Below are 16,660 nucleotides of genomic sequence, written 5' to 3' on the forward strand. Positions count from 1 at the left end.
ACTCAGCCCCAGTCGTTCGCCCCTGGCGAGAAACAAGGAACGCCCTTGAAACTGGATCCCCGGCACAGCCTCTCCCTCAAGCTGCTGCGAATGGTATTGCTCGCGGCCCTCGTGGTCGGGGTGGTACTCAGCTGTGCCCAGATCGTCTATGACGCCCACAAGGCGCGCCAGAACGTGCACAACGATGCCCAGCGCATCCTGGCGATGGTCCGCGATCCCTCTACCCAGGCCGTCTACAGCCTCGACCGCGACATGGCGATGCAGGTCCTCGAAGGGCTGTTCCAGCATGAAGCCGTGCGCTATGCCGCCATCGGCCATCCCGACGAACCCATGCTGGCGGAGAAATCCCGCCCGCTGCTGGACTCCAATACCCGCTGGCTGACCGACCCGATCCTCGGCGCCGAGCAGAACTACTCCATTCGCCTCGCCGGCCGTGGCGGCTCCAACGAGTACTACGGCGACCTGAAGATCACCCTCGACACCGCGCCCTACGGTGACGATTTCGTCGCCACCTCGGTGATCATCTTCATTTCCGGCATCCTGCGCGCCATGGCCCTGAGCCTGGTGCTGTTCATGGTCTACCACTGGCTGCTGACCAAGCCGCTGTCGAAGATCATCGAGCACCTTGCCTCGATCAACCCGGACCGCCCCAGCCAGCACAAGCTGCCGATGCCCGACGGCCACGAGAAAGACGAACTGGGCCTGTGGGTGAATACCGCCAACCAGCTGCTGGCCTCCATCGAGCGCAACGGCCATTTGCGCCGGGAAGCCGAAGACAGCCTGCTGCGCATCTCCCAGTACGACTTTCTCACCGGCCTGCCCAACCGCAAGCTGCTGCAACAGCGTCTGGACCAGATCCTCGAGGGCGCCTCGCGCTTGCAACGCCGCGTCGCCGTGCTTTGCCTGGGCCTGGATGACTTCAAGGGCATCAACGAGCAGTACAGCTACCAGTTCGGCGACCAGTTGCTGATCGCCCTCGCCGACCGTCTGCGCACCCGCAGTGCGCACCTGGGCGCCCTGGCGCGGCTGGGCGGTGATCAGTTCGCCCTGGTCCAGGCCGACATCGAGCAGCCCTACGAAGCAGCGGAGCTGGCCCAGCAGATTCTCGACGACCTGGAAGCGCCCTTCGAGCTCGACCAGCACCTGGTGCACCTGCGCGCCACCATCGGCATCACCCTGTTCCCCGAGGACGGCGAGACCACCGAGAAGCTGCTGCAGAAAGCCGAGCAGACCATGACCCTGGCCAAGAGCCGCTCGCGCAACCGCTACCAGTTCTACATCGCCAGCGTCGACAGCGAGATGCGCCGCCGCCGCGAACTGGAGAAGGACCTGCGCGAAGCCCTGGCGCGCAACGAACTGCACCTGGTCTATCAACCGCAAGTGGACTACCGCGATCACCGCGTGGTCGGCGTCGAGGCGCTGCTGCGCTGGCAGCACCCGACCCAGGGCTGGGTCGCGCCGGACCTGTTCATCCCGCTGGCGGAACAGAACGGCAGCATCTTCAGCATCGGCGAATGGGTACTGGACCAGTCCTGCCGTCAGTTGCGCGAATGGCACGACCAGGGTTTCGACGACCTGCGCCTGGCGGTCAACCTGTCCACCGTACAACTGCGCCACAACGCCCTGCCGCGGGTGGTCAGCAACCTGTTGCAGATGCACCGCCTGCCGCCGCGCTCGCTGGAACTGGAAGTCACCGAGACCGGCCTGATGGAGGATATCTCCACTGCCGCCCAGCACCTGCTGAGCCTGCGTCGCGCCGGTGCGCTGATCGCCATCGACGACTTCGGCACCGGCTACTCCTCGCTGAGCTACCTGAAGAGCCTGCCGCTGGACAAGATCAAGATCGACAAGAGCTTCGTCCAGGACCTGCTGCTGGACGACGACGACGCCACCATCGTTCGCGCCATCATCCAGTTGGGCAAGAGCTTGGGGATGCAGGTGATCGCCGAGGGCGTGGAGACGGTCGAGCAGGAGGCCTACATCATCGCCCAGGGCTGCCACGAAGGTCAGGGCTACCTCTACAGCAAGCCGCTGCCGGCGCGCGAGTTGACCCTCTACCTCAAGCAGGCGCGGCGCCTGGCCGAAGCGGCCGGCGGCAATCCCGGCGGGTCCGTCGAGCGCCATTGATTCCACGCGTTGCCCACCTTGTAGGAGCGAGCTTGCTCGCGAACCGCTTGGCGCCGATGCTGGGGCTGTTCGCGAGCAAGCTCGCTCCTACCAAAGCCTCCCTGATAGCAACCTGCTGGCCCCGCGACAGAACAGCGCCACCGATCTCTCTTTTCAAAAATGAAAATCTTTCGCATTATGTTGCGGATTTTCTTGCGCAGTCCTTTTTCGTGCGCCTCTTTTCCATGCAAAGGAACCCGTCATGACTCGTATGCCCTGGGCCACTGCCAGCCTGCTCGCCATTGCCATCTCCCTCGCCGGCTGCGGCGATGACAAGAAAGCCGAAGCCCCCGCCGCTGCTGCTCCGGCCGCCAGCACCCAGAGCACCGCCCCGGCAGCGACCGCCAAGGTCGACGAGGCCGCGGTCAAGGCCGTGGTGAAGAACTACCTGGACATCGCCGAAGCCACCTACGGCGACGCCCTGACCACCGCCAAGGCGCTGCAGACCGCCGTCGACGCACTGATCGCCAAGCCCAGCGAAGCCACCCTCAAGGCCGCTCGCGAAGCCTGGATCGCTTCCCGCCCGTCCTACTCGCAGAGCGAAGCCTTCCGCTTCGGCAACTCGATCATCGACGACTGGGAAGGCGCGGTTAACGCCTGGCCGCTGGACGAAGGCCTGATCGACTACGTCGCCAAGGACTACCAGCACGCCGAAGGCAACGCCGGCGCCACCGCCAACATCATCGCCAACACCGAGATCCAGGTCGGCGAAGACAAGATCGACGTCAAGGAAATCACCGGCGAGAAGCTCAAGGGCCTGAACGAACTGGGCGGTTCCGAAGCCAACGTCGCCACCGGCTACCACGCCATCGAGTTCCTGCTGTGGGGCCAGGACCTGAACGGCACCAAGCCGGGCGCTGGCGACCGCAAATACACCGACTACGCCCAGGGCAAGGATTGCACCAACGGTCATTGCGACCGCCGTGCCGCCTACCTGAAGGCCGCCACCGACCTGCTGGTGGCTGACCTGGAAGAAATGGTCGGCAACTTCAAGTCCGGCGTCGCCGACAACTACCGCGCCAAGGTCGAGGCCGACACTGCCGAGAACAACCTGCGCAAGATGTTCTTCGGCATGGGCTCCCTGTCCCTGGGCGAGCTGGCCGGCGAGCGCATGAAGGTCGCGCTGGAAGCCAACTCCACCGAAGACGAGCACGACTGCTTCAGCGACAACACCCACAACACCCTGTTCTTCAACGCCAAGTCGATCCGCAACATCTACCTGGGCGAGTACAAGCGCACCGACGGCAGCGTCGTGAAGGGCCCGAGCCTGTCCGACCTGGTCGCCAAGGCTGACGCCGCCGCCGACACCGACCTGAAGAATGACCTGGCCAACACCGAAGCCAAGATGCAGGTCATCGTCGACCGTGCCGAGAAGGACGGTGTGCACTTCGACCAGATGATCGCTCCGGACGACAAGGACGATCAGCAGAAGATCCGTGACGCCATCGCTTCGCTGGTCAAGCAGACCGGCGCCATCGAGAAGGCCGCCACCGCGGTCGGCGTACAGGACCTGAAGCCGGACAACGCCGATCACCAGTTCTGATCGACCTGTCCTGATAGGTTGAAGGCGCTGCGGCTCCACGCCGCAGCGACCTTGAAACCCAGACAAAGCCCCGCTCTGCGGGGCTTTGTCGTTTCCGGACGGCAAACGATGTCGTTCTCAAATACAAATTTTTCATATTTGCATTTGACACCCCTGATACCATGGCCCGCTGCCATATCGCCGCTTTCGGAACCCCGCCAATGCTCCACCGCCGTACCGCCCTGCACCTCGTGCCGCTGCTGTCTGCCCTCGCCCTTGCCGCGTGCAAGCCGGAGACCTCCCAGCACGCCGTGGCCGAGCCCGGCGAAGCACTGTCCGGCGGCGCCACCACGGTGAAACAGAGCGACCGCAACGCCTATTCCATGCCCTCGGCCAACCTCACGCCGAGCCGCCGCCTGGACTTCGCCGTGGGCAACAGTTTCTTCCGCAACCCCTGGGTCATCGCGCCGACCACCACCACCGCGCGCGACGGCCTCGGCCCGCTGTTCAACACCAACGCCTGCCAGAACTGCCACATCAAGGACGGCCGCGGCCATCCACCAGAGATCAACGACGTCAACGCCGTGTCGATGCTGGTGCGCCTGTCGATTCCCGCCGGTTCCGCCGACGTCGAGACCATCAAGCGCCTAGGCGTGGTGCCCGAGCCGGTCTACGGCGGCCAGTTCCAGGACTCGGCGATCCCCGGCGTGGCGCCCGAAGGCAAGGTGCGCTTCGAGTACGACGCAGTGCCGGTGACCTTCAAGGACGGCACTGTGGTCGAGTTGCGCAAGCCGAAACTGCGCATCAGCGACCTGGGCTACGGCCCGATGCACAAGGACACGATGTTCTCCGCCCGCATCGCCCCGCCGATGATCGGCCTGGGGCTGCTGGAATCCATCAGCGAGGCGGACATCCTCGCCAACGCCGAACTCCAGGCCAAAGGTGGCGACGGCGTGCATGGCCGACCGAACCGCGTCTGGGACGATGCCACGCAGCAGACCGTCCTCGGCCGCTTCGGCTGGAAGGCCGGGCAACCCAACGTCGCCCAGCAGAACGCCCACGCTTTCTCCGGTGACATGGGCCTGACCAGCGATCTGCTGCCCAGCGACGACTGCACGAAGGCGCAGACCGACTGCCTGAACGCCATCGACGGCGGCAAGCCGGAAGTCAGCCAGCACATCTTCAACCAGGTCGCCTTCTACGCCCGCAACCTCGCGGTGCCGGCGCGGCGCAAGGTGGACGACCCACAGGTGCTCACCGGCAAGGGCCTGTTCTTTGATACCGGTTGCGCCAGCTGCCATACCCCCAAATTCACCACCGGGCCGAACGCCGCCGAGCCGGAACTGGCCAACCAGCTCATCCGCCCCTACAGCGACCTGCTGCTGCATGACATGGGCGAGGGACTAGCGGACAATCGCCCGGAATTTCTGGCCAGCGGCCGCGACTGGCGCACGGCGCCGCTGTGGGGCATCGGCCTGACCGAAACGGTCAACGGCCATACCCAGTTCCTGCATGACGGCCGCGCCCGCAACCTGCTCGAAGCCGTGCTCTGGCACGGCGGCGAAGCCGAAGCGGCCAAACAACGCGTACTGAATTTCGACGCCGGGCAGCGCGATGCCCTGCTGGCGTTCCTGAACTCACTCTAAGGAGCCGAGCCCACCATGTTCCGCCCCCGACTTCTGATCACCAGCCTCGCCATCGCCCTGGGCGCCTGCTCGCCCACCGATCCGCAGGCCACCACCAGCGCCACGCTGGCCCAGCAGGTGATCCTGCCGACCTACAGCCGCTGGGTCGACGCCGACCGCGCGCTGGCCGCCAGCGCCCTGGCCTACTGCCAGGGCAAGGAAGACCTGAGCAAGGCGCGCGCCGACTTCATGGCCGCGCAGAAAGCCTGGGCCGAACTGCAGCCGCTGCTGGTCGGCCCGCTGGCCGAGGGCAACCGCTCCTGGCAGGTGCAGTTCTGGCCGGACAAGAAGAACCTCGTGGCACGCCAGGTCGAGCAACTGCTGAGCAGCGGCAACGCGATTTCCCCGGCGACCCTGGATAAGTCCAGCGTCGTGGTCCAGGGTCTGACCGCCTACGAATACATCCTCTACGACGCCAAGATCGACCTGGCCAACGCCGAGACCAAGGCGCGCTACTGCCCGCTGCTGGAAGCCATCGGCAGCCACCAGCAGGCCTTGGCGGAGAACATCCTGGCGCAGTGGAAGCAGGACGGCGGTATGCTCGCCCAGCTCTCCAAGTTCCCCAACGACCGCTACGCCGATGCCCACGAGGCCATCGCCGAACTGCTGCGCGTGCAGGTCACCGCGCTGGACATGCTGAAGAAGAAGCTCGGCACCCCGCTGGGTCGCCAGAGCAAGGGCATCCCCCAGCCGTTCCAGGCCGAAGGCTGGCGCAGCGACATGTCGCTGGCGAGCCTGGACTCCAGCCTGACCGGCGCCCAGGCGCTGTGGGACGGCACCGACAAGAAGGGCCTGCGCGCCCTGCTGCCGGCCGAGCAGAAAGAACTGGCCGGCAAGATCGACGCCGCCTACGCCGACGTTCACGGCAAGCTGAAAGCCATCAACCAGCCGCTGAGCGAACTGCTCAAGAACGAAGCCGGCATCAAGCAGCTGAACGACCTGTACGACAGCCTCAACGTCGTCCATCGCCTGCACGAAGGTGACCTGGCGAAGGCGTTGGGCGTACAACTCGGCTTCAACGCCAACGACGGCGACTGATCGAGAACCAACGAGGTGAACGCCATGTTGCGACGTCACGTGATCGGCCTGGGCAGCCTGCTGCTCGGCGCCCTGACCTTCGGCGGCTGGACGCTGTCACGCAAGGGCAAGGAGCCCCTGGTGCTGTCCGCCCGTGACGACGCGGATGGCAAGCACTACGCCGTGGGCTATCGGCTGGACGGCAGCTGCGCTTTCGCCACCGAAGTCGGCCTGCGCTGCCACGATGTGGTGCAGCACCCCAGCCTGCCGCTGGTGTTGTTCGTCGCCCGTCGGCCGGGCCGGCAGAGCTACCTGATCGACCTGAACGACGGCCGTCTGCTGCAGACCCTCGACTCGCAAACCGACCGGCATTTCTACGGCCATGGCGTATGGCACAAGGACGGCGAGTGGCTCTATGCCACCGAGAACGACACCACCGATCCCGGGCGCGGCCTGCTCGGCGTGTACCGCTTCGACGGCGAGCGCCTGAGCCACACCAGCGAGGTCTCCACCCACGGTCTCGGCCCGCACCAGGTGTCCTGGATGCCCGACGGCGAGACTCTGGTGGTGGCCAACGGCGGCATTCGTACCGAAGCCGAAAGCCGCGTGGAGATGAACCTCGACGCCATGGAACCGAGCCTGGTGCTGATGCGCCGCGACGGCTCGCTGATCTCCAAGGAAACCCTGCCGCAGCAGATGAACAGCGTGCGCCACCTCGCCATCGCCGAGGACGGCACCATCGTCGCCGGCCAGCAGTACATGGGCGATGCCCACGACCGCGCCGACCTGCTCGCCATCAAGCGCCCCGGCCAGCCGTTCCAGCCGTTCCCGCTGGCCGACGAGCAACGCCTGGCAATGACCCAGTACACCGCCAGCGTCGCCGTGCACAACGAGCTGCGACTGGTCGCCTTGACCGCTCCGCGCGGCAACCGCTTCTTCATCTGGGACCTGGACTCCGGTGCCGTGCGCCTGGACGCGCCCCTGCCCGACTGCGCCGGTGTCGGCGCAGTGAAGGACGGCTTCGTCGTCACCTCCGGCCAGGGCCGCTGCCGTGTCTACGACTGCCGCCAGGAACGCATCGCCGGCACACCGCTGGACCTGCCGCCGGCCTTCTGGGACAACCACCTGCACCTGGCCTGAACGCCCGTACCAGAGCGGCCGCACAACCCTACCACTCGTCTGCCGGCACTACGGAAGGTGCGGGCGCGGCCGATGCAAAGACTGACCGATTCCCACCTTGCGTCTTAGAGGCGTACCCACGATGTCCCCCAACACTTCCTTGCGTACCCAGATCCTTTCGCTGCTGGGCGGCAGCCTGCTGCTTGTGCTGCTGATCGCCCTCGCCTGCTTCCACTTCCTGTCCGGCAGCGTGGGTGCCTACCAACGCCTGCTGGACGGCCCGCTGCAATCCTCGCAACTGGTCGACCAGGCCAACCTGGCCTTCAAAGTCCAGGTTCAGGAATGGAAGAACGTGCTCCTGCGCGGCCAGCAACCAGCTGACCTCAACAAATACTGGGGCCAGTTCGAGGACCAGGAGCGCGCCGTGCAGGACGTGCTCGGCCGCCTGGAACAGAACGCCAGCGACGACCCGCAGCTCAAGGCCCAGGTAACGCGCCTGCGCGATGAGCACCGCCAGCTCGGGCAGGCCTACCGCAAGGGCCGCGACGCCTACCTCGCCGCCGGCAGCGACCCGCGCGCCGGTGACGCCGCCGTGAAAGGCATCGACCGTGCCGCCAGCGACCAGATGGCCGCCCTGGTGGACAGCCTGCACCGCGACGCCCAGGACGAAGCCAAGAACATTTCTGCCAGCGCCCACGGCACCGTCATCGGCGGCAGCCTGATCCTGCTGATCTCCGGCCTGGTTCTGGGCCTGCTCAGCCTGTGGCTGGTCAACCGCAACCTGATCGGTCCGATCGCCCGCCTGATCGAGCACATCGCCCAGCTCAGCGAAGGCAACTTCGGCGAGCGCGTCGACGCCAGCCGCCGCGATGAACTGGGCCGCCTGGCCCGCGCCGCCAACACCCTGCGCGATTTCCTCGCCGAAACCTTCACCCGCCTCAAGCACAGCACCACCGAACTGGACACCGCGAGCGGCGAGCTGAACGCCATCGCCACCCTGATGGCCGAGGGTACCCGCGAGCAGTTCTCGCGCACCGACCAGGTGGCCACGGCGATGCACGAGATGTCCGCCACCGCCCAGGAAGTCGCGCGCCACGCTTCCGACGCCGCGCGTGCCGCCGACGATGCCGACCAGCACGCCCAGGAAGGCGGCGAGGTGATGAAGACCACCATCGTCACCATCACCGAGATGAGCAACGAGATCGCCAACACTGCCGAAGTCATCCGACGCCTGGAAAGCGACAGCGGCCGCATCGGCAAGGTCCTGGAAGTGATCCGTGGCATCGCCGACCAGACCAACCTGCTGGCCCTGAACGCCGCCATCGAGGCCGCCCGCGCCGGTGAGGCAGGCCGTGGTTTCGCCGTGGTCGCCGATGAGGTCCGCACCCTGGCCCAGCGTACCGCCGAGTCCACCGCCGAGATCCATCAGATCATCGACACCGTACAGACCGGCTCGGTGAACGCCCTGCGCGCCATCGAGAACGGCCAGACCCGCAGCGAACAGGGCGTGGAGCGCGTCACCCAGGCCGGCGAAGTGCTGCGCAGCATCACCCTGGCAGTGGAAGCGATCCGCGACATGAACCGCCAGATCGCCACCGCCGCCGAGGAACAGACCTCGGTCGCCGAGGACATCTCGCGCAACCTCACCGAGATCACCACTATCGGCGCCACCAACGAGGAAAACGTGGTGCGTACCCAGGGCGCCAGTCGCCACCTGCACGGTCTTTCCGGCGAGATCGCCGACGTCACCCGCAAGCTCAGCGCCTGATCCTCTTCCGCCACAGGGATGTGGCGACTCCCTCCATGATCCTTGCTGCACCGATTCAGCGCGTATTGCTCGTAAACCCTTCACTTTTGCGGGAAACGTCTTGTAAACGCAGCCCTTTGACTCTCCCATGAACTAGGAATAAGGTGCGCAATTCCGCCCCGCAATGGGGCGTCCCACGTATCGGCTTCAAAGCCTGATCGATATCTGCGCGAACGGAAGGCCGCCCGGTAAATTGTGGGCGAGCGATCGCGCCCGATTGCTGCCAGGCACGTACCAAGGAACAGGAAGATGTTGCGCCGCATGCTGATCATGCTGGGCGTAGTTGCCGTCATCGTCGCGGTGCTCGCCGGCTCGAAATACCTCTCCATCAAGAAACAGATCGCCATGTTCTCGGCACCGCGCCCGCCGGTGAGCGTGAACGCAACCTTGGCCGAACAACGCGACTGGCAGAGCCGCCTGGCAGCCATCGGCACCTTGCGCGCCATCCAGGGTGTGACCCTGACCGCCGAAGTCTCCGGCACGGTGAGCGCGGTGCAGTTCGTCTCCGGCGAAAAGGTCAAGATCGGCCAGCCGGTGGTGCAGCTCGAATCCGACGTCGAGCAGGCCACCCTGCGCACCGCCGAGGCCGACCTCGGGCTGGCCCAGGTCGAATACGAACGCGGCAAGAGCCTGGTGGGACGCCAGGCGATCTCCAAGAGCGAGTACGATCGCCTCGCCGCCCAGCTGAACCGCTCCACCGCCACCGTCGCCCAGCTCAAGGCGAGCCTGGACAAGAAGCGCATCCTCGCGCCCTTCTCCGGCACCATCGGCATCCGCCAGGTGGACGTCGGCGACTACGTGTCCCCCGGCACCGAGATCGTCACCCTGCAGGACCTCTCGACCCTGCAGGTGGACTTCTTCCTGCCCGAACAGGACTTCCCATTGCTCAAGCGCGGGCAAAAAGTGGTGGTGCGCGTGGCGGCCTATCCGGGCCAGAGCTTCGACGCGCAGATCGACGCCATCAGCCCGCGCGTGGACAACCAGACGCGCAACCTGCTGGTCCGCGCCAGCATGGCCAACCCCGACGGCAAGCTGCTGCCGGGCATGTTCGCCAACCTGGAAGTGCAGCTACCCGACAGCGCGCCGCGCGTGATCGTCCCGGAGACCGCGGTGGCCTTCACCCTGTACGGCAACTCGGTGTACGTGGTGGTGCCGCAGAAGAAGAAAGCGGATGACAAGGACGCCGACGTGGCGAGCACCAGCCAGACCCAGGTCACGGAATCGTCGCAGAGGAAGCTGGAAGTCGAACGCCGCTTCGTGAAGACCGGCGAGCGCCGCGAAGGCAGCGTGGTGATCCTTGAGGGCCTGAAGGCCGGCGAAGAGGTCGTGACCTCCGGCCAGCTCAAGCTGGACAACGGCACCGCCGTCGCCATCGTCAAGGACCCGCAGTAATCGCATAACAGTACCCTCGCCTTTGGCCGAGGGTAACCAGATACAACTGCTCTACCCCGGATTTAGCGAGCTGGAGCCAGGCAAGGCGAAGAGACGGCGAATGCTTCAGCCAATGAGCATTTCGACGTACCACTCCAACGCCGCATGGCCGACGCGCAGCAAATCCGAACACAAAGGATTGAGCTTATGGGCTTCACCGATCCCTTTATCCGTCGCCCCGTGCTGGCGACCGTGGTCAGTCTGCTGATCGTCCTGCTCGGCATGCAGGCCTTCAGCAAGCTGGTGATCCGCGAATACCCGCAGATGGAAAACGCGCTGATCACCGTCACCACCTTCTATGCCGGCGCCAACGCCGAAACCATCCAGGGCTACATCACCCAGCCGCTGCAACAGAGTCTCGCCAGCGCCGAAGGCATCGACTACATGACCTCGGTGAGCCGGCAGAATTACTCGGTGATCTCGATCTACGCGCACATCGGCGCCAACACCGATCGCCTGGTGACCGAGCTGCTGTCGAAGATCGGCGAAGTGAAGACCCAACTGCCGCCGGATGCCGAGGACCCGGTCCTCGACAAGGAAGCCGCCGACGCCTCGGCGCTGATGTACATCAGCTTCTTCAGCGAGCAGATGAACAACCCGCAGATCACTGACTACCTGTCGCGGGTGATCCAGCCCAAGCTCGCCACCCTGCCGGGCATCTCCGAGGCCGAGATCCTCGGCAACCAGGTGTTCGCCATGCGCCTGTGGCTGGACCCGGTGAAGATGGCGGCCTACGGTGTCACTGCCGGGGACGTGGCCAGCGCGGTGCGCGAATACAACTTCCTCTCCGCCGCCGGCGAGGTGAAGGGCGAGCTGGTGGTCACCTCGGTGAACGCCACCACCGACCTGAAATCCCCGGAAGCCTTCGCCGCCATCCCGCTAAAGACGGCGGGTGATCGACGCGTGCTGATGGGTGACGTGGCGCGCATCGAACTGGGCGCAGCGAGCTACGACGCGGTCAGCTCGTTCAACGGTATCCCCTCGGTGTACATCGGCATCAAGGGCACGCCCAGCTCCAACCCGCTGGACGTGATCAAGGAAGTCCGCGCCAAGATGCCGGAGCTGGAAGAGCAGCTGCCGCCCGGCCTGCAAGTGTCCATCGCCTACGACGCCACGCGCTTCATCCAGGCCTCCATCGACGAAGTGGTGAAGACCCTGGGCGAGGCGATCCTGATCGTCATCGTGGTGGTGTTCCTGTTCCTCGGCGCGTTCCGCTCAGTGATCATCCCGGTGGTGACCATCCCGCTGTCGATGATCGGCGTGCTGTTCTTCATGCAGATGATGGGCTACTCGATCAACCTGCTGACGCTGCTGGCCATGGTGCTCGCCATCGGCCTGGTGGTGGACGACGCCATCGTGGTGGTGGAGAACATCCACCGCCACATCGAGGAGGGCAAGTCGCCGTTCCAGGGCGCCATCGAGGGCGCGCGGGAGATCGCCGTGCCGGTGGTGACCATGACCATCACCCTGGCCGCCGTGTACGCGCCCATCGGTTTCCTCAGCGGCCTCACCGGCGCGCTGTTCAAGGAGTTCGCCTTCACCCTGGCCGGCGCGGTGATCATTTCCGGCATCGTCGCGCTGACCCTGTCACCGATGATGTGCTCGCGCCTGCTGCGCCACGACGAGAATCCCAGCGGCCTGGCCCATCGCCTGGACCTGATCTTCGAAGGCCTCAAAGGGCGCTACCAGCGCGCCCTGCACGGCACGCTGAACAGCCGGCCGGTGGTGATCGTCTTTGCCCTGCTGGTCCTGGCGATCATCCCGTTGCTGATGATGTTCACCCACAAGGAACTGGCGCCGGAGGAAGACCAGGGCATCGTCTTCATCATGGCCAACGCGCCGCAGACGGCGAACCTCGACTACCTGTCGAAGTACACCGCCGAGTTCGAGGGCATCTTCCGCAAGTTCCCCGAGTATTATTCGGCGTTCCAGATCAACGGCTACAACGGCGTGCAGACCGGCATCGGCGGCATGCTGCTCAAGCCCTGGGATGAGCGCGAGCGCAGCCAGATGGAGCTGCTGCACGCGGTACAGGGCGAGCTGGACAAGATTCCCGGCCTGCAGATCTTCGGCTTCAACCTGCCGTCGCTGCCGGGTACCGGCGAGGGCCTGCCGTTCCAGTTCGTGATCAACACCGCCAGCGACTACCAATCGCTGCTGCAGGTGGCCGAGCGAGTGAAGAAGCGTGCGGAAGAGTCGGGCAAGTTCGCCTTCCTCGACCTCGACCTGGCCTTCGACAAGCCCGAACTGGTGGTCGATATCGACCGCGCCAAGGCCGCGCAGATGGGCGTCAGCATGCAGGACCTGGGTGTGTCCCTGGGCGCGTTGCTGGGTGAAGGCGAGATCAACCGCTTCACCATCGACGGGCGCAGCTACAAGGTGATTGCGCAGGTCGAGCGCGCCTACCGTGACAACCCTAGCTGGCTGAACAACTACTACGTGAAGAGCCAGAGTGGCCAGCTGATCTCGCTGTCGACCCTGGTGACCTTCCACGAGCGAGCGCGCCCGCGCCAACTCAACCAGTTCCAGCAGCTCAACTCGGCAATCATCTCCGGCGTGCCGATGGTCAGCATGGGCGAGGCCATCGAAACGGTGCGCGGCATCGCCGCGGAAGAATCGCCGCGCGGCTTCTCCTTCGACTACGCCGGCGCCTCGCGGCAGTTCGTGCAGGAAGGCAGCGCGCTGATGATCACCTTCGCCCTGGCACTGGCGGTGATCTTCCTGGTATTGGCGGCGCAGTTCGAGAGCTTCCGCGATCCGCTGGTGATCATGGTCACCGTGCCGCTGTCGATCTGCGGGGCGCTGATCCCGCTGTTCCTCGGCCTGTCGAGCCTGAACATCTATACCCAGGTGGGACTGGTGACGCTGATCGGGCTGATCAGCAAGCACGGCATCCTCATCGTCGAGTTCGCCAATCAGTTGCGTCAGGAGCGCGGGTTGTCGGTGCGCGAGGCGGTGGAGGAAGCCGCGGCGATCCGCCTGCGCCCGGTGCTGATGACCACCGCGGCGATGGTGCTGGGCGTCACTCCGCTACTGTTCGCCACCGGCGCCGGCGCGGTGAGCCGTTTCGACATCGGCGTGGTGATCGCTACCGGCATGAGCGTCGGCACGCTCTTCACCCTGTTCGTGCTGCCCTGCGTGTATACCTTGCTGGCCAAGCCGGACAAGAAGCCCGCCGAAGCTGGCGCGCCTGTCCCGGCGCACTGAACGAAAAAGCCCCGCATCAGCGGGGCTTTTTTCTGCCAGGGAGTGCTAGAGCCCATACCCCTCTGTAGGAGCAAGCTTGCTCGCGAACCGCCTGATGCCCATGCATCAGGCAAACCCGTGCTCGCGAGCAAGCTCGATCCTACAAAAACGGCCGTTGCCGGACGCCAGTGCGGGGGGGCACCTGTCGTCACCTGACAGACCATTCATACACGCATTTCGACCGCCTGCTCCTTTATCTCAGCGTTGATACACAACCTCTAAATTCCCCATACACGCATCGCGTATCCCTGCGCGGCATTCGCCGGGGATTTCCGGCTCAACGTCGGAACCTGCCATGCCGGCAAACGCCCCCAGCCCAGGCTTCACTCTGGTCGAACTGATGGTCACCCTGGCCGTCCTGGCCATCCTCTCGACCCTGGCCGCGCCAATGTTCGGCGACCTGATCCAGCGCAACAAGGTCGATGCCGCCAGCGGGGAGCTGACCCACTTGCTGCAGTACGCCCGCAGCGAAGCCATCACCCGTGCCAGCGCCGTGACGGTCAGCGCCAGCGACGGTAACTGGGTCGGCGCACTGAGCGTCGCGACCAGCAGCGAAACCCTGCGCAGCTATGGCAGCGAGGGCATCAACGGCGGCAGCGCGGTGACCGCGACTGGCAGCGCCAACAGCCTGACCTTCCGCGCCGCCGGCACGCTCAGTGGCGCCGCGCAGACTATCCGCTTGTGCCCTGGCAGCGGCAGCAGCAGCGGCCGTCTGTTGAGCATTTCCAGCAGCGGACAGATCACCAGCACCACCACGGAGTGCTCCTCATGAATCACCAGCAAGGCGGGTTCAGCCTCCTGGAAGTGCTGATCAGCCTGTTGCTGGTCAGCGTCGGCGCCCTGGGCATGGCGGCCTTGCAGGGCAAGAGCCTGCGCTACACCCAGGATGCGGTGCAGCGCAACGAAGCGATCATGCTCGCCCAGCAACTGCTGGAGCAGATGCGCAGCAACCCCAAGGACGCCCTCAGCAGCACCCACAAATTCAGCAGCAGCTCGGCCTATTACAAGGTCGCCGGTAGCGCCTTCGGCTCCTCCTCGCGCAGCGATTGCGCCACCCGCGAGCGCGGCAATGGCGGCTCCGACGTGGCGAAGGCCGATCTTGCCTGCTGGCTGCAAGCGGTGCAGGCAACACTGCCGGTGACCAGTTCGATCCTCAGCGCCAACTTCACCATCTGCCCCAGCCAGTCCGACGGCGCGTGCAGCAACGACGCCAGCTCCGCCGTGCTGATCCAGCTGGCCTGGAAGGACCCCAGCGGGCAATGCGACAACAACCTGTGCATCTACCGCCTGCGCGGCGAACTCTGAGGTCCGGCATGTCTGCACGAACGTTCCCCGCACAAGGACTCCCCCCGCGCCAGGCGGGCCTGTCCCTGGTCGAGCTGATGGTCGCCCTGGCCATCGGCAGCCTGCTGATCCTCGGCGCCACCGAGCTGTACATCAACAACAAGGCGCACTTCCAGTTCCAGCAGGGGCAATTGGGCAACCAGGAAAATGCTCGCTACACGCTCCTGCTGCTGGACCAGCAACTGGCTCGCACCGGGTACCGTTACCTGCCCCAGGACGGCCTGGAGGTGGCCTTCCCGGCACTCGCCAGCAGCAACGGTTGCCCGTCATTCAAGGCTGGCCAGACCTACCAGGCCAGCAGCGACGGAAAGGGTGTCTGCCTGCGCTACCAGGGCGCCAGCGACAGCACCACGGAAGTCGCCGGTTCCAATGGCAACCAGTACGACTGCCTGGGCGCCTTCGTCCCGCGCGGCACACGCGTGCTCACGCGCATCAGCTATGTCGCGGGCAGCACGCCGGGCGACGGTACCCTCACCTGCACCGCGCAGGGCGCCAGCGAGCAGGCCCTGATCAAGGGCGTGGCGGGCTTTGCCCTGTTCACCTTGCCCACCAGCACCGATGACAGCCAGGCGATCAGCTACGCGGCCTTGCTTGCCACGGGCGCGTCGACCCGTGGCGGCATGAGCAGCGACGTCGCCAGCCGCTGGAAAACCCTCAGCGGCGCGACCCTCAGCGAGAACACCGCCTACGTCTACCAGATCGCCCAAGGCAGCGTGATGCTGCGGAACCTGATGCCATGAAGCCCAATCACAATCGGCGCACCCAACGCGGCGCCACGCTGGTCATCGCCCTGGTAATGCTGCTGCTCGGTACCCTGATCGCCCTGAGCAGCATGCGCAGCACCACCACCGAGACTCGCATCATCGGCAACCTCAGTGAACAGCAGCATTCGCGGGCCGCTGCCGAGTCGGCGCTACGCGAAGGCGAACGCCGGCTGGCAGCGCAGACCAGCCTGGACCAGGGTTCGGCGAACTGCACCTCCAGCGTCGCGCAGCACGCCAACCTGTGCATCCTGGTCAGCGACAAGTATTCCTCCAACGCCAAGGCCAGTGCCGACTGGTGGAGCAGCGACGCCACCTCCATCGCCTACCTGGGCATGGACGGCAGTTCCACCTTCGACCCGGTGCCACGCTGGAACGCCGCCTACATCGCCTTCGACCCGGCTGACTCCAACGGCAACGTGCAGATCACCGACCCCGACGAGCGCTCCCAGGGCCGCGGGCCGCACTACTACCGGGTGAGCGCCGCCGCCCGCGCCGACGGGCAGCGCCTGATGAGCGTGCTGCAGACCGTCACCATCCGCCGTTACTACTGAGGAGCCTG

12 protein-coding genes are annotated in these 16,660 nt (G+C 65.5%); all 12 read left to right on the plus strand.

The features are described 5' to 3' along the window. The first annotated feature begins 45 nt into the window (after positions 1–45). The 12 genes from FAS41_RS11640 (at position 46) to FAS41_RS11695 (ending at position 16,652) form a co-directional block, all read left to right on the plus strand. Positions 46–2,127 (plus strand): putative bifunctional diguanylate cyclase/phosphodiesterase, encoded by a 2,082-nt coding sequence (locus FAS41_RS11640; protein WP_045211149.1) that lies wholly within the window; start codon positions 46–48, stop codon positions 2,125–2,127. 241 nt (positions 2,128–2,368) lie between these two features. Then, a complete protein-coding gene (locus FAS41_RS11645) occupies positions 2,369–3,709 on the plus strand; it encodes an imelysin family protein (protein WP_138522320.1) in 1,341 nt (446 codons plus the stop codon). Positions 3,710–3,909: 200 nt separating this feature from the next. Then, positions 3,910–5,334 (plus strand): di-heme oxidoreductase family protein, encoded by a 1,425-nt coding sequence (locus FAS41_RS11650; protein WP_138522322.1) that lies wholly within the window; start codon positions 3,910–3,912, stop codon positions 5,332–5,334. Positions 5,335–5,349: 15 nt separating this feature from the next. After that, positions 5,350–6,411 carry an imelysin family protein gene (locus FAS41_RS11655; RefSeq protein WP_138522324.1) on the plus strand — a complete coding sequence of 354 codons (1,062 nt, stop codon included), beginning with the start codon at positions 5,350–5,352 and terminating at the stop codon, positions 6,409–6,411. A 24-nt stretch (positions 6,412–6,435) separates the two neighbouring features. Continuing rightward, positions 6,436–7,530, plus strand: a complete 1,095-nt coding sequence (locus FAS41_RS11660) for a DUF1513 domain-containing protein (RefSeq protein WP_138522326.1) — start codon at positions 6,436–6,438, stop codon at positions 7,528–7,530. A gap of 121 nt (positions 7,531–7,651) precedes the next feature. Further along, a complete protein-coding gene (locus FAS41_RS11665; protein ID WP_138522328.1) occupies positions 7,652–9,277 on the plus strand; it encodes a methyl-accepting chemotaxis protein in 1,626 nt (541 codons plus the stop codon). Between the two features lie 288 nt (positions 9,278–9,565). Continuing rightward, positions 9,566–10,708 (plus strand): efflux RND transporter periplasmic adaptor subunit, encoded by a 1,143-nt coding sequence (locus FAS41_RS11670; RefSeq protein WP_138522330.1) that lies wholly within the window; start codon positions 9,566–9,568, stop codon positions 10,706–10,708. Between the two features lie 186 nt (positions 10,709–10,894). After that, positions 10,895–13,954 carry a multidrug efflux RND transporter permease subunit gene (locus FAS41_RS11675; RefSeq protein WP_138522332.1) on the plus strand — a complete coding sequence of 1,020 codons (3,060 nt, stop codon included), beginning with the start codon at positions 10,895–10,897 and terminating at the stop codon, positions 13,952–13,954. Between the two features lie 334 nt (positions 13,955–14,288). After that, the gene (locus tag FAS41_RS11680; RefSeq protein WP_138522399.1) at positions 14,289–14,765 is read left to right on the plus strand and encodes a GspH/FimT family pseudopilin; all 477 of its coding nucleotides are present in this window, start codon (positions 14,289–14,291) and stop codon (positions 14,763–14,765) included. Then, positions 14,762–15,298, plus strand: a complete 537-nt coding sequence (pilV, locus tag FAS41_RS11685) for a type IV pilus modification protein PilV (protein WP_138522334.1) — start codon at positions 14,762–14,764, stop codon at positions 15,296–15,298. Before FAS41_RS11680 ends, pilV begins: the two co-directional genes overlap by 4 nt. Positions 15,299–15,306: 8 nt before the next feature. Next, on the plus strand, positions 15,307–16,077 hold the full coding sequence (locus tag FAS41_RS11690) for a PilW family protein (protein ID WP_171049475.1): 771 nt from the start codon (positions 15,307–15,309) through the stop codon (positions 16,075–16,077). Then, positions 16,074–16,652, plus strand: a complete 579-nt coding sequence (locus FAS41_RS11695; RefSeq protein WP_138522338.1) for a pilus assembly PilX family protein — start codon at positions 16,074–16,076, stop codon at positions 16,650–16,652. The genes FAS41_RS11690 and FAS41_RS11695 overlap by 4 nt, the downstream gene beginning before the upstream one ends. Positions 16,653–16,660: the final 8 nt, after the last annotated feature.

It is taken from the genome of Pseudomonas nicosulfuronedens (assembly GCF_005877905.1).
Taxonomy (GTDB): domain Bacteria; phylum Pseudomonadota; class Gammaproteobacteria; order Pseudomonadales; family Pseudomonadaceae; genus Pseudomonas; species Pseudomonas nicosulfuronedens.

Bases quoted from the DNA above. Each gene is read 5' to 3' on its own strand.
- FAS41_RS11645 (WP_138522320.1), top strand. From the start codon at position 2,369: ATGACTCGTATGCCCTGGGCCACTGCCAGCCTGCTCGCCATTGCCATC.
- FAS41_RS11650 (WP_138522322.1), top strand. From the start codon at position 3,910: ATGCTCCACCGCCGTACCGCCCTGCACCTCGTGCCGCTGCTGTCTGCC.
- FAS41_RS11655 (WP_138522324.1), top strand. From the start codon at position 5,350: ATGTTCCGCCCCCGACTTCTGATCACCAGCCTCGCCATCGCCCTGGGC.
- FAS41_RS11660 (WP_138522326.1), top strand. From the start codon at position 6,436: ATGTTGCGACGTCACGTGATCGGCCTGGGCAGCCTGCTGCTCGGCGCC.
- FAS41_RS11665 (WP_138522328.1), top strand. From the start codon at position 7,652: ATGTCCCCCAACACTTCCTTGCGTACCCAGATCCTTTCGCTGCTGGGC.
- FAS41_RS11670 (WP_138522330.1), top strand. From the start codon at position 9,566: ATGTTGCGCCGCATGCTGATCATGCTGGGCGTAGTTGCCGTCATCGTC.
- FAS41_RS11675 (WP_138522332.1), top strand. From the start codon at position 10,895: ATGGGCTTCACCGATCCCTTTATCCGTCGCCCCGTGCTGGCGACCGTG.
- FAS41_RS11680 (WP_138522399.1), top strand. From the start codon at position 14,289: ATGCCGGCAAACGCCCCCAGCCCAGGCTTCACTCTGGTCGAACTGATG.
- pilV (WP_138522334.1), top strand. From the start codon at position 14,762: ATGAATCACCAGCAAGGCGGGTTCAGCCTCCTGGAAGTGCTGATCAGC.
- FAS41_RS11690 (WP_171049475.1), top strand. From the start codon at position 15,307: ATGTCTGCACGAACGTTCCCCGCACAAGGACTCCCCCCGCGCCAGGCG.
- FAS41_RS11695 (WP_138522338.1), top strand. From the start codon at position 16,074: ATGAAGCCCAATCACAATCGGCGCACCCAACGCGGCGCCACGCTGGTC.